This window comes from Paraburkholderia ginsengisoli NBRC 100965 (genome assembly GCF_000739735.1).
Taxonomy (GTDB): Bacteria; Pseudomonadota; Gammaproteobacteria; order Burkholderiales; family Burkholderiaceae; genus Paraburkholderia; species Paraburkholderia ginsengisoli.
The window spans coordinates 54,149-76,129 of record NZ_BBJF01000004.1 but is presented as its reverse complement, the minus strand read 5'-3'; the positions used below and the strand labels follow the sequence as shown (position 1 = coordinate 76,129).

At 64.5% G+C, this 21,981-nt stretch carries 22 protein-coding genes; 6 read left to right on the top strand and 16 right to left on the bottom strand.

The window, feature by feature from the left end; genetic code table 11:
- Positions 1-610 precede the first annotated feature (610 nt).
- The 4 genes from BGI01S_RS04500 to BGI01S_RS04485 form a co-directional block, all read right to left on the bottom strand.
- Complete coding sequence (locus tag BGI01S_RS04500) at positions 611-1,399, bottom strand: TatD family hydrolase (protein ID WP_042322782.1); 789 nt, start codon at positions 1,397-1,399, stop codon at positions 611-613.
- 83 nt (positions 1,400-1,482) lie between these two features.
- On the bottom strand, positions 1,483-2,226 hold the full coding sequence (gene lolD / locus BGI01S_RS04495; RefSeq protein WP_042322781.1) for a lipoprotein-releasing ABC transporter ATP-binding protein LolD: 744 nt from the start codon (positions 2,224-2,226) through the stop codon (positions 1,483-1,485).
- Positions 2,219-3,472, bottom strand: a complete 1,254-nt coding sequence (locus BGI01S_RS04490; protein ID WP_042322780.1) for a lipoprotein-releasing ABC transporter permease subunit — start codon at positions 3,470-3,472, stop codon at positions 2,219-2,221. Before BGI01S_RS04490 ends, lolD begins: the two co-directional genes overlap by 8 nt.
- 339 nt (positions 3,473-3,811) lie before the next feature.
- A complete protein-coding gene (locus BGI01S_RS04485; protein ID WP_042322779.1) occupies positions 3,812-4,057 on the bottom strand; it encodes a hypothetical protein in 246 nt (81 codons plus the stop codon).
- A gap of 157 nt (positions 4,058-4,214) precedes the next feature.
- On the opposite strand from BGI01S_RS04485, the gene BGI01S_RS04480 reads away from it, so the two are divergent.
- From BGI01S_RS04480 to BGI01S_RS31280, 5 genes are all read left to right on the top strand, one after another.
- On the top strand, positions 4,215-5,390 hold the full coding sequence (locus tag BGI01S_RS04480; protein ID WP_042322778.1) for a hypothetical protein: 1,176 nt from the start codon (positions 4,215-4,217) through the stop codon (positions 5,388-5,390).
- A gap of 28 nt (positions 5,391-5,418) precedes the next feature.
- A complete protein-coding gene (recJ, locus tag BGI01S_RS04475; protein WP_042322777.1) occupies positions 5,419-7,125 on the top strand; it encodes a single-stranded-DNA-specific exonuclease RecJ in 1,707 nt (568 codons plus the stop codon).
- A gap of 145 nt (positions 7,126-7,270) precedes the next feature.
- Positions 7,271-8,375 (top strand): peptide chain release factor 2 gene (prfB, locus tag BGI01S_RS29265; protein WP_157004116.1). Its coding sequence is split into 2 segments (ribosomal slippage): positions 7,271-7,351 and positions 7,353-8,375, totalling 1,104 coding nucleotides; the frame shifts between segments, so codons are not numbered across the junction.
- Between the two features lie 136 nt (positions 8,376-8,511).
- Complete coding sequence (gene lysS / locus BGI01S_RS04465) at positions 8,512-10,053, top strand: lysine--tRNA ligase (protein ID WP_042324372.1); 1,542 nt, start codon at positions 8,512-8,514, stop codon at positions 10,051-10,053.
- A gap of 316 nt (positions 10,054-10,369) precedes the next feature.
- Complete coding sequence (locus tag BGI01S_RS31280; protein ID WP_042322776.1) at positions 10,370-11,095, top strand: glycine zipper 2TM domain-containing protein; 726 nt, start codon at positions 10,370-10,372, stop codon at positions 11,093-11,095.
- Between the two features lie 193 nt (positions 11,096-11,288).
- Here the strand turns inward: BGI01S_RS31280 and iscX are convergent, their stop codons facing one another.
- From iscX to BGI01S_RS29260, 10 genes are all read right to left on the bottom strand, one after another.
- Entirely contained in the window at positions 11,289-11,486 is a 198-nt protein-coding gene (iscX, locus tag BGI01S_RS04455; protein WP_007181290.1) for a Fe-S cluster assembly protein IscX, read from the bottom strand.
- A 15-nt stretch (positions 11,487-11,501) separates the two neighbouring features.
- Positions 11,502-11,843: an ISC system 2Fe-2S type ferredoxin gene (gene fdx, locus BGI01S_RS04450; RefSeq protein WP_028199497.1), complete on the bottom strand. Its 342-nt coding sequence runs from the start codon at positions 11,841-11,843 to the stop codon at positions 11,502-11,504.
- 137 nt (positions 11,844-11,980) lie between these two features.
- Positions 11,981-13,852, bottom strand: coding sequence for a Fe-S protein assembly chaperone HscA (hscA, locus tag BGI01S_RS04445; RefSeq protein WP_042322775.1), 1,872 nt, complete (start codon positions 13,850-13,852; stop codon positions 11,981-11,983).
- 88 nt (positions 13,853-13,940) lie between these two features.
- The gene (gene hscB, locus BGI01S_RS04440) at positions 13,941-14,468 is read right to left on the bottom strand and encodes a Fe-S protein assembly co-chaperone HscB (protein WP_042322774.1); all 528 of its coding nucleotides are present in this window, start codon (positions 14,466-14,468) and stop codon (positions 13,941-13,943) included.
- 182 nt (positions 14,469-14,650) lie between these two features.
- Positions 14,651-14,974, bottom strand: coding sequence for an iron-sulfur cluster assembly protein IscA (iscA, locus tag BGI01S_RS04435; protein ID WP_042322773.1), 324 nt, complete (start codon positions 14,972-14,974; stop codon positions 14,651-14,653).
- A gap of 174 nt (positions 14,975-15,148) precedes the next feature.
- Positions 15,149-15,565, bottom strand: coding sequence for a Fe-S cluster assembly scaffold IscU (gene iscU, locus BGI01S_RS04430; RefSeq protein WP_042322772.1), 417 nt, complete (start codon positions 15,563-15,565; stop codon positions 15,149-15,151).
- 71 nt (positions 15,566-15,636) lie between these two features.
- Positions 15,637-16,860 (bottom strand): IscS subfamily cysteine desulfurase, encoded by a 1,224-nt coding sequence (locus tag BGI01S_RS04425; RefSeq protein WP_042322771.1) that lies wholly within the window; start codon positions 16,858-16,860, stop codon positions 15,637-15,639.
- A gap of 76 nt (positions 16,861-16,936) precedes the next feature.
- A complete protein-coding gene (gene iscR / locus BGI01S_RS04420) occupies positions 16,937-17,467 on the bottom strand; it encodes a Fe-S cluster assembly transcriptional regulator IscR (RefSeq protein WP_042322770.1) in 531 nt (176 codons plus the stop codon).
- Between the two features lie 131 nt (positions 17,468-17,598).
- Positions 17,599-18,096, bottom strand: a complete 498-nt coding sequence (locus BGI01S_RS04415) for a low molecular weight protein-tyrosine-phosphatase (protein ID WP_042322769.1) — start codon at positions 18,094-18,096, stop codon at positions 17,599-17,601.
- A gap of 188 nt (positions 18,097-18,284) precedes the next feature.
- Positions 18,285-18,521, bottom strand: coding sequence for a hypothetical protein (locus BGI01S_RS29260; protein ID WP_084585262.1), 237 nt, complete (start codon positions 18,519-18,521; stop codon positions 18,285-18,287).
- Positions 18,522-18,782: 261 nt separating this feature from the next.
- Here BGI01S_RS29260 and BGI01S_RS04405 point away from each other — a divergent pair, with 261 nt between their 5' ends.
- Positions 18,783-19,319 (top strand): hypothetical protein, encoded by a 537-nt coding sequence (locus BGI01S_RS04405; RefSeq protein WP_042322767.1) that lies wholly within the window; start codon positions 18,783-18,785, stop codon positions 19,317-19,319.
- Positions 19,320-19,522: 203 nt separating this feature from the next.
- Here the strand turns inward: BGI01S_RS04405 and BGI01S_RS04400 are convergent, their stop codons facing one another.
- Together BGI01S_RS04400 and BGI01S_RS04395 are read right to left on the bottom strand one after the other, a co-directional pair.
- Positions 19,523-20,938: a lactate utilization protein B gene (locus BGI01S_RS04400; protein ID WP_042324370.1), complete on the bottom strand. Its 1,416-nt coding sequence runs from the start codon at positions 20,936-20,938 to the stop codon at positions 19,523-19,525.
- A 165-nt stretch (positions 20,939-21,103) separates the two neighbouring features.
- Positions 21,104-21,832: a (Fe-S)-binding protein gene (locus BGI01S_RS04395; protein ID WP_042322766.1), complete on the bottom strand. Its 729-nt coding sequence runs from the start codon at positions 21,830-21,832 to the stop codon at positions 21,104-21,106.
- Positions 21,833-21,981 lie beyond the last annotated feature (149 nt).

Sequence of the window (21,981 nt, the reverse complement as noted above, 5' to 3'; positions counted from 1 at the left end):
CGAAGCACAAGCCGGAGCCCAAACCAAGCCCCGTGCCAAAGCACAAGCCGGGACCCAAACCACAGTCCGCGCAAAAGCAAGAGCCGGGGCGGAAACCGAGAGCCACGCCAAACTCCAAAGTGGAGTCCGAGCCAGAGCCATAACCAAGGCCTTCGCCGCCTTCCAGGCTGAAGCAAACGCGAAAGCGAGCGTAGAAATCCAAGCCGGGGCCACGACCGAAGTTCGCATCGAATCCAGAACCGAAACCCGTGCGGAAGCAGTACCTGAACCTGAGCCAGAGCCAGAGCCAGAACCAGAGCCCGAACTGGAACCGCAACCCAACCCCAAACCCTCCCGCCCACCCGCAACCCCGCCATCCTCCCGCAACCCCCAAACCGCCACGGCCAACGCCGCGACGCCAACCACAACCAACCCGCACCACCCCGCCCAACCCGGCAACGCCGCCTGCCGCTGCAGCCAGATCACGCCCAACGCAAACCCGCACCACCCTGCCCGCATTCGCCCTCCGCCCGGCAACCGCCGAACGCCGCCACACGCGGCGAGCAGGCGTCAGCGAGCCCGCCGGATATGGGTTCCGCCCGGCGCGAACCACTCAGACCAACGAGATCGATTATGCAGAGGAAAGGGCGAGTCGCGGCAGCGCGGCGAGCGCGTTAGCCGTTGTGCCTAGGGCGGTTGCGTCGGCGCTCATGCCGCGCAGTTGCGCAAGGCCCGCCCCGATGCCCGGAATCTGCTCTGGCGAGTTGCGCTGCTTGTACATCCATGAAGGCGCGATGTCCGGCGCATCGGTTTCGACGACCAGCGCATCGAACGGCAACTGCTCGGCCAGCCGGCGGATTTGCCGCGCGCGCTCGAACGTCAGATTGCCTCCGAAGCCTAGATGCAGCCCCTGGTCGAGATACGCCTGCGCCTGCTGGAAACTGCCGTTGAACGCGTGCGCGATGCCACGATGGATCTGATGCCGCCGCAGTCCCTTGATCACCTGATCCTGCGATTTGCGCACGTGGCAAATCACCGGCAGATCGAATTCGCGCGCGAGTTGCAGCTGACCGCTGTAGAAGAATTGCTGGCGCGCATCGTCGAGACCGTCGACGAAATAGTCGAGCCCGATTTCACCAATGCCGACGAAGCGCGGATCGTCGAGACTCGCCTCGATCTCCATGCGCAGCAGATCGAGATCGCCATCGGCGGCGCCGGGCGTGAACAGCGGGTGAATGCCCAGCGCATACGCGCCGCCGTCGATCCGATGCGCGAGCTCGCGCACCGCCGCGAAATTCTGCCGGCCGATCGCCGGAATCACGATGCGCGACACACCCGCACCGCGCGCCGCGGCAGCCACCGCGTCGCGGTCGGCGTCGAATTCGGAAGCGTCCAGGTGACAGTGCGTATCGATCCACATGGGCGTACCTCATGAAACCAGCTGCGCCCGCTCGCCCCTTGCGGCAAGCGGCAAAAGCAAGGCCGCCCGCGGGCGGCCTCCCCTCAAACCGGCACCGGCGGCTCTTCGTACAGCACGCCGTCGCGCAAGCGCATGATGCGGTCGCAGCGCCCCGCCAGTTCCGGATCGTGCGTGACGATCACGAAGCTCGTTTCGAGCGTTTTCGACAGTTCGAGCATCAGGTTGAACACCGTGTCGGCGGTGCCGCCGTCAAGGTTGCCGGTCGGCTCGTCGGCCAGCACGCAGGCGGGCTTCGTCACCAGCGCGCGCGCGATCGCGACACGCTGACGCTCGCCGCCCGACAGCTCGCCCGGCCGATGTTTCGCGCGATGCCCCATGCCGACCCGCTCCAGCACCGCGAGCGCTTCGCGGCGCGAGGCCTCGGTCGTCATGCGACGAATCCGCAGCGGCATCGCGACGTTGTCGAGCGCAGAAAACTCCGGGAGCAGATGGTGGAACTGATAGACGAAGCCGAGCGCGCGATTGCGCAGGTCGTTGCGTTCGCGCTCGGACAGCTTGGTAAAGGGCTTGCCCATCACCGAGACGTGGCCGGCGCTCGGATCGTCGAGACCGCCGAGCACGTGCAGCAGCGTGCTCTTGCCGGAACCCGACGCGCCGACGATCGCCAGCTTCTCGCCGCGTCGCACGCTCAGTTGCGTGTTGTTGAGCACCTGCACGTTCAGACCGCCCTGCACGAACGATTTGGAAATGCCGGTTGCTTCGAGCACGTAGGGATACGGCGCGGATTCCTGAGTAGCCATGGAGAGATTTGCGGAACGGTCATTCATAGCGCAGCGCCTCCGCCGGACGGACTTTGGCACCGCGCCAGCTCGGGTAAAGCGTCGCCACCGCCGACATCAGGAACGCAATGATGCCGATGCGCGCGACGTCGGCCGGAATCAGCTCGGACGGCAGCTCGCTGATGAAGTACACCGACGGCGGCAGGAACTGCACGCCGAGCATGTGCTCGATCATCGGCACGAGCCACGGAATGCTCCACGCGATCAGACAGCCGAGCGCGACGCCGGTCGCCGTGCCGATGAAGCCGATCGTCACGCCTTGCACGACGAAGATCTTCATGATCGAGCCGGGCTGCGCGCCGAGCGTGCGCAGGATCGCGATGTCGGCCTGCTTGTTGGTTACCGTCATCACCAGCGACGAAACGAGATTGAACGCGGCCACCGCGATGATCAGCGTGAGGATGATGAACATCATGCGCTTCTCGATCTGCACCGCCGAGAACCAGGTCTTGTTCTGCTGCGTCCAGTCGCGGATGTAGAGATCGCCCGACAGGCTGCGCGCCAGTTCATGCGCGACTTCCGGGGCGCGCTGCATGTCGGTCAGGCGCAGCCGCACGCCGGTCGGCGCGGGCAGCCGGAACAACGCCTGCGCGTCCTTGATGTTGATCAGCGCGAGCGTGCTGTCGTATTCGTAATGCCCCGACTCGAAGATGCCCACCACCGTGAACTGCTTCAGCCGCGGCAGCATGCCGGCCGGCGTGATGGTGCCTTCGGGCGCGACCAGCGTGATCTTGTCGTTCAGCTGCACGCCGAGATTGGTCGCGAGGTCCGCGCCGAGCACGATGCCGAAATCGCCGGGCACGAGATCGGTCAGCTTGCCGCCTTTCATTTCCTTGCCGATGTCGGACACTTCAGGCTCGAGCGACGGCTCGACGCCGCGCAGCGCGACGCCGCTCACGGCGTCCTGGCGCGTGAGCAGCGCCTGCGCTTCGACGTACGGCGCCGCGCCGATCACCTGTTTATTCAGGCGCGCTTCCTTCGCGGTGAGTTGCCAGTTCGGCATCGAGCCGGTCGGCGAAAAGATTTCGACGTGCGCGAGCACCGAGAGCATGCGGTCCCGGACTTCTTTCTGGAAACCGTTCATCACCGACAGCACGACGATCAGCGCCGCGACGCCGAGCGCGATGCCCGACATCGACACCAGCGCGATGAACGAAATGAAGCCGTTACCGGTCGTGCGTTTGCCGGCGCGTGTGTAGCGCCAGCCAATCTGCCATTCGTAGGGAAATTTCAAGCGAATCCTTTTCTGCGTTTTCGGCTTTGTGCTGTGCACGGAAGACGTTGAAGCGCCTGCCGTGCGGCCCGAGCGTCGTGATCGTTGGTGTCGTGGCGGCGTCGGAGGTTCCGGGCCGCCGCGCTGTGGTAGCAAGACGCGCGCCGCTGCCACTGCCGATCAAGCGCGAAGTTTGCCATACAATGCCGCCGGCTCGCGCAAAGGCGGCCGGGAGCGGGCCGGTGCCGGCAAACCGGCGCGCTCGGTACGAGGCGCGTGGCGCAGCGGTTCGTCGTAGCGGGATTCGCCGGCTGCCGGCGCTTTCCACCGCTTCTCACCGCTTTGCACCGCTTTGCACCGCTAGCGCAAGTTATACCGCCCGCGCAACTCGTTGATGATCCCCGCCGCGGCCTGGCTCGCCGCCTCGCGCGCATCCGCATCCTTGCGGTCGCGATGCAGATGGGTGATGTCCCAGTTGCAGCCGTCCTCGTCCTCGACGGTCTCGTGGAAGCCGGTCGGAATCCAGCCGGCCGTGACCGGGTTGGCGTCGAGCGCCTGCACGACCAATGCGAGCAATTCCCGCTCGGTTTTGAGTTCACGCGACATGCCGGTCTCCCTCGTCATGGGCGCGGTGCCGCCGCGCGCGGCTGCTGCTCCGCCCCCGCTCCGTCCTCGCGCGATGCTCGCCACCTGTTGAGCCTGGCGTCGCGAGGCAGTGGAACCGGAAGCCGATGGTCGGAATACTCGCACTCTTTGCCCTACAATGCGCAGCATCATGCTCGCCAACCGTCTCCATCTTCTGTTGCCCTTCGCGCTGCCCGCCGCAGCGGACGCCTCCACCGCCCTTCACGACATCCAGAGTCCGGCCCTCGACCGGCTGATCGCGCGCGCGACGCTGGTCGAACGGGTGATCGGCGAAGATTTTCAGCGCACGCTGCCGCACGAGCGCTGGGTGGCCCGCCAGTTCGGCGCGCTGCCAAGCGGCGCGGCAGCCGCCGACGAAGCGCCGCTCGCGCCGTACATGCTGCGCGCCGACGGCGGCGAGCCCGGCGACGCGACATGGGCCTGCGTGCAGCCGGTGCACGTGCGTATCGCGCACGATCACCTCGTGCTGATCGATCCCGCGTCGCTCGAACTGTCAGATGACGAAGCGCACGCGCTGCTCGCCGTCGCGCGGCCGCTGATCGAGGAGCTCGGGGTGCGCATCGAAGCGCCGCAGCCCGCACGCTGGTATCTGTCGGGCGACGGTTTCGGCACGCTCGCGGGCGCGTCGCCGTTGCGCGCGAGCGGCCGCAATATCGAAATCTGGCTGCCGCACGAAGCGCATTCCGGCGAGCGCTCGCGCGCGTGGATGAAGCTGCAGAACGAAGTACAGATGGCGTGGTTCGAGCATCCGGTCAACGAAGCGCGCGAGGCGCGCGGCCTGCCGGCCGTCAACTCGATCTGGTTTCATGCGCAAGGCGCGGCGCAGCCGGTGCACAGCCCGTTCGCGCGGGTGCTCTCCGATGCGGCGGCGACACGCGGGCTGGCAATCACGGCGGGCGTCGAGACGGGTGCGCCGCCCGCCTCGTTTGCTGCTTTATCGGCGTTGGCTGACGGCGCGAATACCGGCGCAAAAGCCGGTGCAAAAGCCGACCCGACGAGCGGCCCGGCAAATAGCGCAGGTAGCGCCAACAGCGCGGCCGGCGCGACGCTCGTCGAACTCGACCCGTTCTCGGCGCCCTACATCGAACAGGACTGGGCGCGCTGGAACGACGCGTTCGCCGCCGTGCAAGCTGATTGGTTCGAACCCGCGCTGGCCGCGCTGCAATCCGGCCAGCTCAGCGAACTCGGCCTGACCTTGTGCGGCGACACCGGCTCGGTGACGCTCACGGTCACGCGCGGCGATCTGCGCAAATTCTGGCGGCGGCGCGTGCTGGCCTCGCTCTTCATCGAATGATTTATCGCCTGCTCCACGGGCCTTCCGAATGACTCGAATCGTTACGCGCACCTGCTCCCCGGTCGACCTCGAAATCCTCACCCGCCATGGTCTGCATCCGGTGCTCGCGCGTCTGTACGCGGCGCGCGGCGTGTGCCTGCCCGATGAAATCGAAACCGGTCTCGCGCGGCTCGTGCCGCCAGTCGCGCTGAAGGGCTGCGAAGACGCCGCCGTGCTGCTCGCCGACGCGATCCAGCAGAAGCGCCGCATGCTGGTGGTCGCCGACTACGACTGCGACGGCGCCACCGCCTGCGCGGTCGCGGTGCGCGGGCTGCGCATGTTCGGCGGCCAGATCGACTACCTGGTGCCGAACCGCTTCGAGTACGGCTACGGCCTCACGCCCGAGATCGTCGCGCTGGCCGCGCGCGGCGCGTCGGGCAAGCCGGATCTGCTGATCACGGTCGACAACGGCATCGCCAGCGTCGACGGTGTGGAAGCCGCCAACGCGCTCGGCATCGACGTACTGGTCACCGACCACCACCTGCCCGGCGACGAGTTGCCCGCCGCGCGCGTGATCGTCAATCCGAACCAGCCGGGCTGCACGTTTCCGAGCAAGTGCATTGCCGGGGTCGGCGTGATGTTCTACGTGCTGCTCGCGTTGCGCGCGGAATTGCGCCGCCGTGGCGCGTTTAACGACGCTTTTCCCGAGCCGCGTCTGGATGGCCTGCTCGATCTGGTCGCGCTCGGTACGGTCGCCGACGTGGTCAAGCTCGACGGCAACAACCGCGTGCTGGTCGCGCAAGGCTTGCAGCGCATCCGCAAAGGCAAGATGCAGCCGGGCATCGCCGCCCTCTTTCGCGCCGCCGCGCGCGACGCGCGCAGCGCGTCGGGCTTCGACCTCGGCTTCGCGCTCGGCCCGCGGCTCAACGCGGCGGGACGCCTGTCGGACATGTCGCTCGGGATCGAATGCCTGACCACCGACGACATCGGCCGCGCATGGGATCTCGCGCAGCAGCTCGACACGATGAATCGCGAGCGCCGAGAGATCGAAGCCGGCATGCAGCAACAGGCGCTCGACGACCTCTCCACGATCGACCCGCAAGGCTCGACCACCATCACGCTGTTCAATCCGGGCTGGCATCAGGGTGTGATCGGGATCGTCGCCGGCCGGCTGAAGGAGAAATTCCACCGGCCCTCGTTCACCTTCGCGCTTGCCGACGACAGCGGCCAGACCGTCAAAGGCTCGGGCCGCTCGATTCCCGGTTTCCATCTGCGCGATGCGCTCGACCTGATCTCGAAGCGCGAGCCGAACCTGATCGTCAAATTCGGCGGCCACGCGATGGCCGCAGGCCTGACGCTCGCCGCCGCCGATGTGGCGCGCTTCACCGCCGCGTTCGAAGCGGTCGGGCGCGAATGGCTGTCCCAGGACGCGCTGTCGCGCACGGTGGAAACCGACGGCGAACTGGAAGACGCGTACTTCACGCCGCAATTCGTCGAGATGCTCGACGCCGCCGTGTGGGGCCAGGGCTTCCCGGCCCCGGTGTTTTCGGGCGAATTCGACATCGCGTCGCAGGCGCTGGTGAAGGACAAGCACCTGAAGCTGCAACTCGTGCGCGGCCGCCAGCGCTTCAACGCCATCTGGTTCAATCACACCGACACGCTGCCCGCGCGCACCACCGTCGCGTACCGGCTGGCGAGCGATACGTGGAACGGCGTGTCGCGCGTGCAATTGATCGTCGAGCACGCGGCGAGCTGAAGCGGCCGCCCGCGCATCGCCGCAAAAAACCCCAAAAAACTCCGCAAAATCAACCCCGAACCCGCGCCGGATCGCTCGACAGCCTCCGGCGCGGCACGCCGATCGGCTATAATTTCCCCTTTTTACGAAGCTATAAAAGATCGACATGGAAGCGGAACGTCTCAACGCGATCGAAGCCTCTCTGGCGGACCTGCGCACGCGCGCAGACTCGCTACGGGGGTATCTTTGACTACGACGACAAAGCACTGCGTCTAATCGAAGTCAACCGGGAACTCGAAGACCCGGACGTCTGGAACGACTCGAAGCACGCCCAGGCCCTCGGCCGGGAAAAGAAACTGCTCGACGACACCGTCGGCAAGCTCACGTCGCTCAATAACGATCTGCGCGACGCGCAGGACCTGTTCGAGATGGCCCGCGAGGAAGGCGACGAGGAAACCCTCCTCGCCTGCGAATCCGACGCGCAAGGCATTGAACAGCGCGTCGCCGACATGGAATTCCGCCGGATGTTCGCGAACCCGGCCGACCCCAACAACGCGTTCCTGGACATTCAGGCCGGCGCCGGCGGCACCGAGGCGTGCGACTGGGCGTCGATGCTGCTGCGGCAGTATCTGCGCTACTGCGAGCGCAAGGGCTTCAAGACCGAAGTGCTGGAGCAGACCGACGGCGACGTCGCTGGCATCAAGAACGCGACGATCAAGATCGAAGGCGAATACGCATACGGCTTCCTGCGCACCGAAACCGGTGTGCACCGCCTCGTGCGCAAATCGCCGTTCGACTCGTCGGGCGGGCGTCATACGTCGTTCTCGTCGGTGTTCGTGTACCCGGAAATCGACGACTCGATCGAAGTGGACATCAACCCGGCCGATCTGCGTATCGACACGTACCGCGCGTCCGGCGCGGGCGGTCAGCACATCAACAAGACCGACTCCGCGGTGCGTATCACGCACCTGCCGTCGGGCATCGTCGTGCAGTGCCAGAACGACCGTTCGCAGCACCGCAACCGCGCCGAAGCGATGGCCATGCTGAAGTCGCGCCTGTACGAAGCGGAAATCCGCAAGCGTCAGGAAGAGCAGGACAAGCTGGAAGCCGGCAAGACCGATGTGGGCTGGGGTCATCAAATCCGCTCGTACGTGCTGGACAACAGCCGTATCAAGGATCTGCGCACCAACGTCGAAATCAGCAACACCAAGAGCGTGCTCGACGGCGACCTCGACCCGTTCATCAGCGCAAGCCTGAAACAGGGCGTGTAAGCGCACAGAGCGCCATCGGCGCGGCCCGCATGGTCGCGCCGCATCTTTTTACCGCCTGAGGTTTTTACACTGACTGGCCTCCCTCATCCGGCGCACTCAGGTGCATGCCGATGCGGGCCACCAACATCAAATCATCATGACCGAACCGACCCAGCCGAATGCGGCCCAGCCGACTGTCGCGCCCGAGGTGGACGACAACAAGATCATCGCCGAGCGCCGTGAAAAGCTGCGCGAGTTGCGCGAGCAAGGCGTCGCCTATCCGAACGATTTCCGTCCCACGCATCACGCCGAAGATCTGCAGGCGCAGTTCGAGCATGCCGACAAGGAAGCGCTCGAAGCGAATCCGCTCGAAGTCGCGATCGCCGGCCGCATGATGCTCAAGCGCGTGATGGGCAAGGCGAGCTTCGCGACCGTGCGCGATGGCTCGGGTCAGATCCAGTTCTTTATCACGCCGGCCGACGTCGGTCAGGAAACGTACGACGCCTTCAAGAAGTGGGACATGGGCGACATCGTCGCGGCGCGCGGCGTGCTGTTCCGAACCAACAAGGGCGAACTGTCGGTGCGCTGCACCGAACTGCGTCTGCTGTCGAAGTCGCTGCGTCCGCTGCCGGACAAGTTCCACGGTCTGTCGGACCAGGAAATGAAGTATCGCCAGCGCTACGTCGATCTGATCGTCACGCCGGAAACGCGCAAGACCTTCGTCGCGCGCACCAAGGCGATTTCGTCGATCCGCAAGTTCATGTCCGACGCCGACTTCATGGAAGTCGAAACGCCGATGCTGCACCCGATCCCGGGCGGCGCGGCGGCGAAGCCGTTCACCACGCATCACAACGCGCTCGACATGCAGATGTTCCTGCGTATCGCGCCGGAGCTGTATCTGAAGCGGCTGGTGGTCGGCGGCTTCGAGCGTGTGTTCGAGATCAACCGTAACTTCCGTAATGAGGGCGTGTCGGTGCGCCACAATCCGGAATTCACGATGATCGAGTTCTACGCGGCGTACACCGATTACAAGTGGCTGATGGACTTCACCGAGCAGCTGATCCGCCAGGCCGCGATCGATGCGCTCGGTACGGCGACCATCACGTATCAGGGCCGCGAGCTGGACCTGGCGAAGCCGTTCCATCGGCTGACGATCACCCAGGCAATCCAGAAGTACGCGCCGCAGTACACGAGCGGGCAACTCGCGGACGCCGCGTTCCTGCGCACCGAATTGAAGAAGTTCGGCGTCGACGCGTCGCAGCCGCAGTTCCTGAACGCGGGCGTCGGCTCGCTGCAACTGGCGCTGTTCGAAGAGACCGCCGAATCGCAATTGTGGGAGCCGACCTACATCATCGATTACCCGATCGAAGTGTCGCCGCTCGCGCGCGCGTCGGACAAGGTCGACGGCATCACCGAGCGTTTCGAGCTGTTCATCACGGGCCGTGAAATCGCCAACGGCTTCTCGGAGCTGAACGATCCCGAAGACCAGGCCGCGCGCTTCAAGAAGCAGGTCGACCAGAAAGACGCCGGCGACGAAGAAGCGATGTTCTACGACGCCGACTACATTCGCGCGCTCGAATATGGCATGCCGCCGGCCGGCGGTTGCGGGATCGGCATCGACCGTCTGGTGATGATGCTGACCGATAGCCCGAGCATCCGCGACGTAATTCTGTTCCCGCATCTGCGTCGCGAAGACTGATCCGTTACGCGGTTTGCAGCAAAGAAAACGCCCTGCTTTTTCGAAGCCGGGCGTTTTTTCTTGTGGCTCAGGGAAAGGCGCACCGTGCGCGAGCGCCGATGGTTTGTAACCATAGGTAAAAGGTGATCAAGCGCGGCGCGCACGCTGTGCAAGACGAGCCCTCCCAACATTGCAAAGACCAAGGCGCCCCGCCCTGCCGGTCGCGGCATGCCCGCGCTGTCGTGGCGCCACCGGTTACAACTTGAAACGCCGCCGGGATCGAATTGCCGGACACTCAGTCTCAATAAAGTCGACTCTGCAACAGACGGAGGCCAGGATGAACAAACCAGCCAACGATACCCAGCCTACCCAGCAACGTCGCCTTCACCCGCTCGTCGCGGGCGCGGCCGCTGCGGTGATCATCGCGAGTCTCGCCGCGACCGCGGCCGTCACGGGCCTGTTCTCGAAGGCGTCGGGCACCGGCGCGCAAACCGACCAGACTCAGGCCGCGCGCGTGACGACGCAACCCGGCGTCGTCGATTCGGCCGCGCCGGTCAACGGCTCGGCGCGACAGCAGCAACTCGCTGAACAGCAGGCGCAACAACAACCGCCGCAGCCGGCTGCGCAACCAGCTCCGGCCGCTCCGGCGCTGCAACAACAGTACGCGCAGCAGCAACAGGCGCAAGCCGCGCCGCAATACGCACAGCAACCGCCGCCGCAGTCAACTTACTGCTCGACGTGCGGCACGGTCGTCGCCATTTCGGCGGTGCGTCAGGAAGGTCATGGCACCGGGATCGGTGCGGTCGGCGGTGCGGTCGCAGGCGGTGTCGTCGGCAATCAGTTCGGCTCGGGCGGCGGCCGCACCGCGATGACGCTGCTCGGCGCGCTCGGCGGCGGCCTCGCCGGCAATTCGGTCGAAAAGCACATCCGGACCTCGACGTCGTATTCGGTACGCGTGCGAATGGAAAACGGCAAGACGCGCTATTTCACGTACCACGAAGCGCCGCCGTTCCAGCAAGGCCAGCACGTAAGGGTCGAAAACGGCACGCTGGTCGCGGGCTAGACGAGCGCCCGGCCAACGCAACAACCCGCGCGAAGTCGATGCAAAGATCAACGCGAAGGCCCAGGGAGGCTGCCCCGCTTTTGCGCGGGCGTTAAAAAAGGCGATTCCAAGGGAATCGCCTTTTTCTTTACCACGACGCAGCCGCCACGGAACAATTCACGCAGCGCTGTTCGGCTGTGCAGCCGCGTCGCGCTCAGTAATCCGCGTCTTCAATCCATGCAGCCTGAATCGCCTCGAGGATCTTTTCGTTCGAGCGGTTGGGATCGTCGTCAAATCCCTCCAGCTCGGTGACCCAGCGATGCAAGTCGGTGAAGCGCACCTGCTGCGGATCGATGTCCTGGTGCTTGTCAGTCAGGGCCATCGCGATGTCTTGCGTATCGGTCCACTTCATGGCTGCATCCTCCTGTTAGTGGTTTTCCTTCGCGTGATTGATCGAGTAACGCGGAATTTCGACGACCAGGTCCTGCTCCGCCGGCACCATGGCCTGGCACGACAGACGCGAGGCCGGTTCGAGCCCCCATGCCTTGTCCAGCAGATCGTCCTCGTCTTCCTCGGACGGCGTCAAGGCGGCGAAACCCTCACGCACGATCACGTGACAGGTCGTGCACGCGCACGACTTCTCGCACGCATGCTCGATTTCGATGCCGTTATCGAGCAGGTTGTCGCAGATGCTCTTGCCGGGCACGGCGTCGATCACCGCGCCTTCCGGGCACAGTTCGACGTGGGGCAGCACAACGATTTGAGGCATACATTTTCCGTTTGGGTCTGAGGCGCGGCGGCCGCAACGGGCTCCGCACCATTTTACTGGCGCCGCGGGGACTTTTTAAGTCGGCACGGCGCGCTTGAGCGTCAGCGACCGGCGCGATGCGCGCCGGCCTGCGACCCTCAGATCTCGTCGAGCTTGCGACCGGCGAGCGCGCGGCGAATGCCCTTGTTCATGCGGCGGGCGGCGAATTCGTCGGTGCCTTCGGCGAGCGTTTTGGTGGCGGCTTCGATCGCGTCGGCGTCGTCGCTTTGGGCGACCTTGCGCAACGCATCGAGCAACGCGTCGAGCGCGACACGCTCGTCGTCGTCGAGCAATTCGGCGTCGGCGGCGAGCGCCGCGTCGGTCGCTTCCACGAGACGCCGCGCTTCGACCTGCGCCTCGCGCAACGCACGCGCGCGCATGTCGACTTCGGCGGTCGAAAAGCTGTCTTCGAGCATGCGGGCGATGTCGTCGTCGGCGAGGCCATACGACGGTTTGACCACCACCGACGCTTCCACGCCCGAGGCCTGCTCACGCGCGAACACCGACAGCAGCCCGTCCGCGTCCACCTGGTAGGTCACGCGAATGCGCGCCGCGCCGGCCGCCATCGGCGGAATGCCGCGCAGCTCGAAACGCGCGAGCGAGCGGCAGTCGCTGACGAGCTCGCGCTCGCCTTGCACGACGTGAATCGCCATCGCGGTCTGGCCGTCCTTGAAGGTCGTGAAGTCCTGCGCGCGGGCGACCGGAATCGTCGAGTTGCGCGGGATGATCTTCTCGGTCAACCCGCCCATCGTCTCGACGCCAAGCGACAGCGGAATTACATCCAGCAGCAGCCAGTCGTCGCCGTCCGCGCCGCGGTTACCCGCGAGCAGATCGGCCTGGATCGCAGCTCCAAGCGCGACGACCTGATCCGGATCGAGGTTCACGAGCGGCGGCTGGCCGAAAAACGACTCGACCGAGCGGCGGATCACCGGCATGCGCGTCGCGCCGCCGACCAACACCACGCCCTTGATCTCTTTGGTCGTGACTTTGGCGTCGCGCAGCGCTTTTTTCGTGGGGCCAAGCGTTCGCTGCACCAGCGCCTGAGTGATCGCCTCGAAAGTAGCTTCGGTGATCGTCAGATCGAGCCTGGTGCCGTTCGAGAGCGTCGCCGCGAGGGTTGCCTCAGGTGCGGCCGACAACGCCTCCTTGACCTCGCGTACGCTGTCGAGCAGCAGACGCACGTCTTCCGGTGCGAGCGTTTGCGGTGCGATGGCCGCCTGCTCCAGCACGTGGCGATACAGCGCGTGGTCGAAATCGTCGCCGCCGAGCGCGGAGTCGCCGCCCGCCGCGAGCACTTCGAACACGCCCTTGGTGAGCTTCAGGATCGACAGGTCGAAGGTGCCGCCGCCAAGGTCGTACACCGCGTACAGACCCTCGGAGCCGTTGTCGAGACCATAGGCGATCGCGGCCGCGGTCGGCTCGTTCAGGAGGCGCAACACGTTCAGGCCGGCCAGCCGCGCGGCGTCCTTGGTCGCCTGGCGCTGCGCTTCGTCGAAGTAAGCCGGCACCGTGATGACCGCGCCGACCAGCTCGTCGCCGAGCGAATCTTCGGCGCGCTGACGCAGCGTCGCAAGAATTTCGGCCGACACTTCGACCGGGCTCTTCACGCCGTCGACGGTGCGGATCTGCACCATGCCGGGCGCGTCGATGAAATCGTACGGCGCGTTTTCAGCGCCTTCGACTTCCGCCTTGCCCCGGCCCATGAAGCGCTTGACCGAGACGATCGTGTTGCGTGGATCGCTCGCCGCTTCGGCCTTGGCCGTGCGGCCGATGCGGCGGCCGCCCTTTTCCAGGTAACGCACCACCGACGGCAGCAGCACATGACCGTCTTCGTCGGGCAGCACGTCGGGCACGCCGCTACGCACCGCGGCGACGAGGGAGTTGGTGGTGCCGAGATCGATACCGACCGCCAGACGCCGCTGGTGCGGCGCCGGCGCCATGCCGGGTTCGGAGATTTGCAGTAAGGCCATCTGGATCTTCTCGGGGCCGCTGTGCCCCGTCCTGAATTTTCGCGTTGCTGGATTGAATTGCTTCGGCTTCTGGGTGCTGCGCCGCGCGCTAGTTTTCAAGCCGCTCGATCTGCGCGCCGATTTCCGACGCCACCCGCTCGATGAACATCAACTGCCGCACCGCCTCGCCCGCCGCCTGATTCGCGCCGCTGTCGAGCGATGCGCCGAGCTTGTCGAAACGCATGCGCTCTTCGTCGCGCAGTTCGGTGAGCAACGCGTCGAGCGCGTCGACGTTCTTCGCCGCGGCCGCGTCCTCGATGTTCTCGCGCCACTCCATCTGCTGCATCAGGAACGCCGGCTCCATCGCCGTGTTGTTTTCCGCGCCGACGTCGATGCCGCGCAGCGACAGCAGATACGTGGCGCGCTTCAACGGATCTCGCAGCGTCTGATACGCCTCGTTGGCGCGCGTCGCCCATTGCATCGCGATGCGCTTTTGGGCGTCGCCGGCCGCTGCGAAGCGATCCGGATGCACTTGCGCCTGCACCGTGCGGTAGGCGTGATCGAGCGTTGCCGCGTCGAGCGCGAATTGCGCCGGCAGATCGAACAGGTCGAAGTGGCTGTCGTTCAGCGAGGCCATCGGATAAAAGGAGTCCGTTGATGAAAGCGCACCGGAGTGCAGTCTAAAAATGTGGCTCGAAAGCGAAAACGCGGCGCAGCGTGAGAGAGAAGTCGGCAAGCCATGCGGCCCCGGATGCGCGGATCAAACTAAAAAGGCGGCCCGCGCCGCCTTTGATCCGCTGCACGCGGAAAACTTCGAACTTACACGCGGAACGACTCGCCGCAACCGCATTCGTCCTTCACGTTCGGGTTGTTGAACTTGAAGCCTTCGTTCAACCCTTCGCGTGCGAAGTCGAGTTCGGTGCCGTCGATATAGGCGAGGCTCTTCGGGTCCACAATGATCTTCACGCCGCTGGTTTCGAACACCTGATCTTCGGGCGCGAGTTCGTCCACGTACTCGAGCTTGTAGGCCAAGCCGGAGCAACCGGTAGTGCGCACGCCGACGCGCAGTCCGACGCCTTTACCGCGACGGGTCAGATACTTCTGGACGTGCTGTGCTGCCTTTTCGGTCAACGTAATTGCCATAGCGTTTCTCATTGCGCGGTGCGGGTCCGCCGCATGGGGTGTCGATCACCCGTGTGACGGTTTGCGCACTGCGACCCTGCCTGCATCAAATATCGCTCATGCTGGACGGCGCATTCGATCCGCGCCGTCCGCTTCCTTTCAATAAACCGCGATCAGTCGCGGTTCAAGCGACGCTCACGCGTGCTGCTTGTCGCCTTCGACGACCGCCGCTTCACCGTGACGCTGCTTGTAGTCGGCGACCGCTGCCTTGATCGCGTCTTCCGCGAGGATCGAGCAGTGGATCTTCACCGGCGGCAGCGCCAGTTCTTCGGCGATCTGCGTGTTCTTGATCGACATTGCCTGATCGAGCGTCTTGCCCTTCACCCATTCGGTGACGAGCGAGCTCGAAGCAATCGCCGAACCGCAGCCGTACGTCTTGAACTTCGCGTCTTCGATGACGCCGTCCGCGCCCACGCGGATCTGCAGCTTCATCACGTCGCCGCAGGCCGGCGCGCCGACCATGCCAGTGCCGACCGCATCGTCGTCCTTCGCGAAGGAACCGACGTTGCGCGGGTTTTCGTAGTGGTCCAGAACCTTGTCGCTATAAGCCATGATTAAACTCCTTGATCCGTTTCAACCTGCAATTTGCAATTCGATGAATTCAACTTCGTCCAGATGGCGCGTCAGTGCGCTGCCCACTGGATCGTCGAAATATCGATCCCGTCCTTGTGCATTTCCCACAGCGGCGACAAGTCGCGCAGCTTCGAAATCTTGCTCTTCAGCAGGTTGATCACGTAATCGACATCCTGCTCGGTCGTGAAGCGGCCCACCGTGAAGCGGATCGAGCTGTGCGCGAGCTCGTCGTTGCGGCCCAGTGCGCGCAGCACGTACGACGGTTCCAGCGAAGCCGACGTGCAAGCCGAACCCGACGACACCGCCACGTCCTTCACCGCCATGATCAGCGATTCGCCTTCGACGAAATTGAAGCTGATGTTCAGGTTGTGCGGCACACGCTTTTCCATGTCGCCGTTCACATACACTTCTTCCATTTCCGACAGGCCGGCGAGCAGCCGATCGCGCAGCATGCGGATGCGTTCGTTTTCCGTAGCCATTTCTTCACGCGCGATCCGGAACGCTTCGCCCATACCGACGATCTGGTGCGTGGCCAGCGTGCCCGAACGCATGCCGCGCTCGTGACCGCCGCCATGCATCTGCGCTTCGATACGGATACGCGGCTTGCGACGCACGTACAGCGCGCCGATGCCCTTCGGACCGTAGGTCTTGTGCGCGGAGAACGACATCAGATCGACCTTCAGCTTTTGCAGGTCGATCGCGATCTTGCCGGTGGCTTGCGCGGCGTCCACGTGGAAAATGATGCCTTTCTCGCGGGTGATCTCGCCGATCGCCTCGATGTCCTGGATCACGCCGATCTCATTGTTCACCGACATCACCGACACCAGAATCGTGTCGGGGCGCAGCGCGGCCTTGAACTTTTCGAGGTCGATCAGACCGTCATCCTTGACGTCCAGATACGTGACTTCAAAGCCTTCGCGTTCGAGTTCGCGGCAGGTATCGAGCACGGCCTTGTGCTCGGTCTTCACCGTGATGATGTGCTTGCCCTTGCTCTTGTAGAAGTGCGCGGCGCCCTTGATCGCGAGGTTGTCCGACTCCGTTGCACCCGAGGTCCAGATGATTTCGCGCGGGTCGGCGTTCACCAGCGCGGCGACGTTCTCACGCGCTTCTTCGACTGCGCGCTCCGCGTCCCAGCCATACGAGTGGCTGCGCGATGCGGGGTTGCCGAACTGCTCGCGCAGATACGGAATCATCTTGTCCACCACGCGCGGATCGATCGGCGTCGTAGCGCTGTAGTCCATGTAAATGGGCAGATGGAGAGAGTCGTTGTTCATCAATTGCTCCGGGGACGTCATGTGCTCTGGCTTCTGGGTTCTTGATCAGGCGGCGGCGAATGCTAGATACCGCGCCTCACGAACCGGCCATGTTGAAAACGGAATTGGGCCCTTTCGGCACGGTACGGACAGGCTCGACCGCCGGCGCTTCGTTGCGCCTGTCGCGCAGCACCGCCGGCGCGCCTTCGCGCGAACGCTGCTGATCGACGAGATCCTTCAGGGAGACCGAATCGAGGTACTCGACCATTTTCTGGTTCAGCGTCGACCACAGTTCATGCGTCATGCAGTGGCCGTCGTGCTGTTTGGTGCCCTCGCACGAGCCCTTGCCGCCGCACTGTGTGGCGTCGAGCGGCTCGTCGACCGCGATGATGATGTCGGCCACCGTGACGTCTTCGGCGCGGCGGGCAAGATTGTAGCCGCCGCCCGGTCCGCGCACGGACTCGACGATTTCGTGACGACGCAGCTTGCCAAACAGCTGCTCGAGATAGGACAGGGAGATATGTTGGCGCTGGCTGATACCCGCAAGCGTCACCGGGCCCTGCTCCTGGCGCAGCGCCAGGTCAATCATCGCCGTGACGGCGAAACGGCCTTTTGTGGTGAGTCTCATATGTGTGGGAACCGCAATTCTCGACAAGTTTGGTCAAGTATAAATACATGAGCGATTTAGTCAAGTATCCCTATTGCAATTTGGGTCATTTGCTTAATAGCTAGCGCGCCCGAATTCCGCCGCCAGCCAGGCTAGGTGAACAATTGCGGACGCAAGGCGGCGATTAGCCCGCGGCAAGCGGCTTCGCACTGATCCAGCACCTGCTCGAAACCCTCCGCGCCGCCAAAGTATGGATCGGTGACTTCGCGGGTGCCGCTCCACCGGCTGTCCGTCTGCGGCGCGAATTCCATCAGCAGACGAATCTTGTCGCGCTGCCCCGGCGGGCACATTTGACGGAGCGCGGCGACGTTCTTGTCGTCCATCGCGATCAGCAGATCGAAGCGCTCGAAGTCAGTCGCCGCAATCTGGCGACCGCGCAAAGCGGCCAGCTCGTAGCCCCGTTGCGTCGCCGCTTGCTGAGCGCGCTGGTCGGGCGGCGCGCCGATATGCCAGTCGCCCGTGCCGGCGGAATCGATCAGAATGCGCTCCGCGAGCTTCGCCTCGTCGACCAGATGGCGCATCACGCCTTCCGCCGTCGGCGAACGGCAGATGTTCCCGAGGCATACGAAACAGACGGACACGGTTTTCATCAGAAGTTTCGGGCGCTTCAACGCACTAGGCGAGGAGACTGAGGGTTTTAAACGGTGCCGCGATTATACAAAGGCCGGCGGAATCTCGCCGGAGGACGCTCGGCGCGTTCAGGCGGGCTGTGCGCTGTGGAGGGGCCAGCGCGCGCGAGCGGTGCGCATCGCGCCACGGCGTTTTCCGAACGTGCCGCTCAGGATGCCTCGGCGAGCGGCATGGCCGTCGCGGCGCGCATCGGTTTCGCCGGCAGCGCCGAAGTGGCGTCGATCATGCCGTACGAAACAGCGCGCGCGAGTTCGGCGGTCAGTTGATCGGCGCCCAAGGGAGCCTGTGGGCGCGAAGCGGCGTTGCCGCAAATGTGCAGATAAGCAGCCGCAGCGAGCGGCACAACAATGGCAAGGGGCCAGTACACCGATATTGTCTTTTTCATGATGTCGTTTTCCGATTAGGGGCGCATACGCTTGTGACGCACTATGCCCAGTGCAAATGCTATAGAAATTTGCAATCAGGAAACCCCACCGACACGAGATACAGCGTTGCTCCAAATGGAACAGTCAATTGTCGATTATGTCCCGCAGCGCAATCGCCGCTGGCACGAAAATGAAATCCTTACAAACATATACAAAGCTTCGATGACGGTTGGGGATAATAGCGGTCTTACAGACGTAATCCTCTCGCACTGGTCCACCCAATGAAACGATTTGCACCACTCGCCGGTCTCGCCATCGCCGTCCTGCTTGGCGGCTGCGCCGTCTACCCGGACGGCACCCCGATGTACAGCAACGGTTACGGCGGCGGCTACGACGGTTATGACGGCTATGCCACCGGCGGCCCGGTCGTGCCGCAGGCCAATGTGTATATGGGATATAGCAATTACTCGGCCCCCGGCTATTACGGCGGACCGGGCCGCTATTACGGGCCGGGTCCCGGCTATCACGGCTACCCTGACCGGGGCCGACCGAACAACGGCAACTACGGAAACCACGACAACCACGGGGACAATGGCGGCCGACATGGGCAACCGAACGGCGGGCCGCCGCCGCAGGGCGCAGTCGGCGGGCCGCGCGGGCCTGGCGGGTCGAATGCGCCTCGGCCCGGCGCGGGAGGTCCGCCGCCGCAATCCCCGCAGCAGGCGGGCAATGGCGGCGGGCGCGGCAACGGTAACGATGCGCGGCCGGCGCGGAACGCTTCGAATCGCCAGCCGGACGGCGCATTCAGGGAGCACTAATAGCCGCGAAGTAAACGGCACAGGCGCTTGATCAGCGCATATCGGCTGAGCGCCTGATCCCCGCGCCTGACAACAAACCAGAGCCGCCTCCGCCCGCGTGGCGGCTTGCAAGGCATCGTGCGCGTTATCTCCCAGCGCAGGCAATCACCTTCCCAGCGCTTGCGACAGACCGGCCAGGTCCTCTCTCAACGGAACCATCCCGCTCAGCCAATATGACTGCGCTGCGCGGCGTACAACTCCCTGAAAGTACGGCCGACTGGCGCCGGCATCTCACGCGTGTTGGTCCACCCCGCGCCGCCCAACGGCAATCTGGCGATCGAACGGTTACGCCCGCCCATGCGCTCCAGCACGCGAACGGCCAGTTTGGTGAAAAGCGCATATGCATCCGGATGCAGCGCCAGAAAACCCCACACGGCGAGCCCCGCGCGCTCCTTCCACGGACGCAGTCGCCGCTCCACCTGTTTCTCGCGCAGCTTGCGCAGCAGATCGGATAGCGGAATCCCCACCGGACAAACGCTGTTGCATTCGCCACACAGGGTCGCGGCCTGTGGCAAATCCAGCGCCTTGTCGATTCCGACATAGCTCGGCGTCAATACCGAACCCATCGGCCCCGGATAGACCCAGCCATACGCATGGCCGCCGACCTTCTGATAAACGGGGCAATGATTCATGCACGCGCCACAGCGGATGCACCGGAGCATCTCCTGAAAATCGCCGCCGATCAGCCCCGTGCGCCCGCCGTCGACCAGCACGACGTACATGTGCTCGGGACCGTCCTGGTCGCCCTCGCCACGCGGCCCGGTCAGTACGGAAAAATAGTTCGAGGTCGTCTGCCCGGTCGCCGAGCGCGGCAGCAAACGCATCGCGGTCGCGAGGTCTTCGAGGGTGGGCAGCACCTTCTCGATACCCGTGACCGCGACGTGCACGCGCGGCATCACCGTACACATGCCTTCGTTGCCCTCGTTCGTCACGAGAACGACCGAGCCCGTCTCCGCGATCACGAAATTGCCGCCCGTCACCCCCATGTCCGCGCTCATGAAATGAGGCCGCAGCATCTCGCGCGCCTCGCGTGTCATCTCGGGAATTTCGGTCAGACGCGGCCGGCCGTGCGTTTTGGCGAACAGGTCGGCGATCTCGTCCTTATCTTTATGGACGACCGGCGCGATGATGTGGCTCGGCGGCTCGTTGTCGTTGATCTGCAGGATGTACTCGCCCAGATCCGTTTCGATCGACTGCACGCCCATTTGCCCGAGCACCTCGTTCAGGCGCATTTCCTCGGTGACCATCGACTTGGTCTTGATCACCTTCTTCACGCCGTGCCGTCGCGCGATATCGCCGACGAGCCGCGCGGCCTCCTGCGTCGTCTCGGCGAATAGCACCGTCACGCCGCGCCGGGTCGCTTCGCGTTCGAAGCTTTCCAGCCACACATCGAGATTCTCCAGCGCGCGATTTCGGCGCTCCTTCAGCGCGGCGCGGGTCGCGAGAAAGTCGATCGCGGTCATCGCGCTCGCGCGGGCCGACACGAACTTGGTGGACAGTTTGGTCAGGTTCTGCTGCAAACGCTGGTCAGCAAGTTTCTGACCGGCGCGAGCCTTGAACTGCATCGATTGGATTTGCATGGCGTCCTTAGGCGGAATCCGAAACGCAACGCGCGGCACGGAAAACGCGCGAAGCGACATGCGTGAAAGGAATGGCGCGAGGTAGCGCGCGGCGAACGGCGGCGAACGGGTCAGGCATGCCGGCCGCACACGCCCCCCGCGTGCGACACGCGCCGACGCCGGCCGCTACACGTCGCCGGCCAGCACCTGCGCGATATGCAGCACCCGCGTCGTCGAATCGCCGGTCCGTCGCAGACGGCCTTCGATGTTGAGCATGCAGCCGAGGTCGCCGAGCACCACCGTACCGGTACCGCTCGCACTGATGTTCGCGCATTTCTCGTCGACGATCGCCGTGGAGATATCGCCGTACTTGACCGCGAACGTGCCGCCGAAACCGCAGCAGTGCTCGCAATCCTTCATCTCCGTCACCGCCACGCCCACTTGCGCGAGCAACGCGCGCGGCTGGGACTTGACGCCGAGTTCGCGCAACCCCGAGCAGGAGTCGTGATACGTCACCTGGCGCTGCCCGGCGAATTCACCCCGCTGCAACTGCACCTTGGCCACATTGACGAGGAAATCGGTCAGCTCGAACACCCGGGCGCGCAAACGGCCGAAGCGGTTCATCAGTTCGGGATCGTCGGCGAACAGGTCGCCGTAGTGCGCGCGGATCATGCCGCCGCACGACCCCGACGGGACCACCACGTAGTCGAACTGTTCGAACTCGCGCAGGGTTTTCTCGGCCAGGTCGCGCGCGATGCGCCGCTCGCCCGAGTTGTACGCGGGCTGCCCGCAACAGGTCTGCGCGGGTGGCACCACCACCTCGAAACCGGCGCCTTCGATCAGCTTGATGACCGAAAAGCCGATCTCGGGACGCATCAGGTCGATCAGACAGGTGACGAACAATCCGACTCGCATGAGCCCTCCTTCGGGAAAACGTCCCTGATTATCCGCTGTTTGGCGCACAATACCAATCGGCCAGAAGGCATAGGACGAACGCCAGCCAAATTTGAGCAGGCCTTCGAACCGCGTTCGCTTTTTTCACTATACGAGATACAATCAATTTC

Excerpts from the sequence above, each read along its gene's own strand:
- BGI01S_RS04500 (WP_042322782.1), bottom strand. The coding sequence starts at position 1,399 with ATGTGGATCGATACGCACTGTCACCTGGACGCTTCCGAATTCGACGCC.
- lolD (WP_042322781.1), bottom strand. The coding sequence starts at position 2,226 with ATGAATGACCGTTCCGCAAATCTCTCCATGGCTACTCAGGAATCCGCG.
- BGI01S_RS04485 (WP_042322779.1), bottom strand. The coding sequence starts at position 4,057 with ATGTCGCGTGAACTCAAAACCGAGCGGGAATTGCTCGCATTGGTCGTG.
- BGI01S_RS04480 (WP_042322778.1), top strand. The coding sequence starts at position 4,215 with ATGCGCAGCATCATGCTCGCCAACCGTCTCCATCTTCTGTTGCCCTTC.
- recJ (WP_042322777.1), top strand. The coding sequence starts at position 5,419 with ATGACTCGAATCGTTACGCGCACCTGCTCCCCGGTCGACCTCGAAATC.
- lysS (WP_042324372.1), top strand. The coding sequence starts at position 8,512 with ATGACCGAACCGACCCAGCCGAATGCGGCCCAGCCGACTGTCGCGCCC.
- BGI01S_RS31280 (WP_042322776.1), top strand. The coding sequence starts at position 10,370 with ATGAACAAACCAGCCAACGATACCCAGCCTACCCAGCAACGTCGCCTT.
- iscX (WP_007181290.1), bottom strand. The coding sequence starts at position 11,486 with ATGAAGTGGACCGATACGCAAGACATCGCGATGGCCCTGACTGACAAG.
- fdx (WP_028199497.1), bottom strand. The coding sequence starts at position 11,843 with ATGCCTCAAATCGTTGTGCTGCCCCACGTCGAACTGTGCCCGGAAGGC.
- hscA (WP_042322775.1), bottom strand. The coding sequence starts at position 13,852 with ATGGCCTTACTGCAAATCTCCGAACCCGGCATGGCGCCGGCGCCGCAC.
- hscB (WP_042322774.1), bottom strand. The coding sequence starts at position 14,468 with ATGGCCTCGCTGAACGACAGCCACTTCGACCTGTTCGATCTGCCGGCG.
- iscA (WP_042322773.1), bottom strand. The coding sequence starts at position 14,974 with ATGGCAATTACGTTGACCGAAAAGGCAGCACAGCACGTCCAGAAGTAT.
- iscU (WP_042322772.1), bottom strand. The coding sequence starts at position 15,565 with ATGGCTTATAGCGACAAGGTTCTGGACCACTACGAAAACCCGCGCAAC.
- BGI01S_RS04425 (WP_042322771.1), bottom strand. The coding sequence starts at position 16,860 with ATGAACAACGACTCTCTCCATCTGCCCATTTACATGGACTACAGCGCT.
- iscR (WP_042322770.1), bottom strand. The coding sequence starts at position 17,467 with ATGAGACTCACCACAAAAGGCCGTTTCGCCGTCACGGCGATGATTGAC.
- BGI01S_RS04415 (WP_042322769.1), bottom strand. The coding sequence starts at position 18,096 with ATGAAAACCGTGTCCGTCTGTTTCGTATGCCTCGGGAACATCTGCCGT.
- BGI01S_RS29260 (WP_084585262.1), bottom strand. The coding sequence starts at position 18,521 with ATGAAAAAGACAATATCGGTGTACTGGCCCCTTGCCATTGTTGTGCCG.
- BGI01S_RS04405 (WP_042322767.1), top strand. The coding sequence starts at position 18,783 with ATGAAACGATTTGCACCACTCGCCGGTCTCGCCATCGCCGTCCTGCTT.
- BGI01S_RS04400 (WP_042324370.1), bottom strand. The coding sequence starts at position 20,938 with ATGCAAATCCAATCGATGCAGTTCAAGGCTCGCGCCGGTCAGAAACTT.
- BGI01S_RS04395 (WP_042322766.1), bottom strand. The coding sequence starts at position 21,832 with ATGCGAGTCGGATTGTTCGTCACCTGTCTGATCGACCTGATGCGTCCC.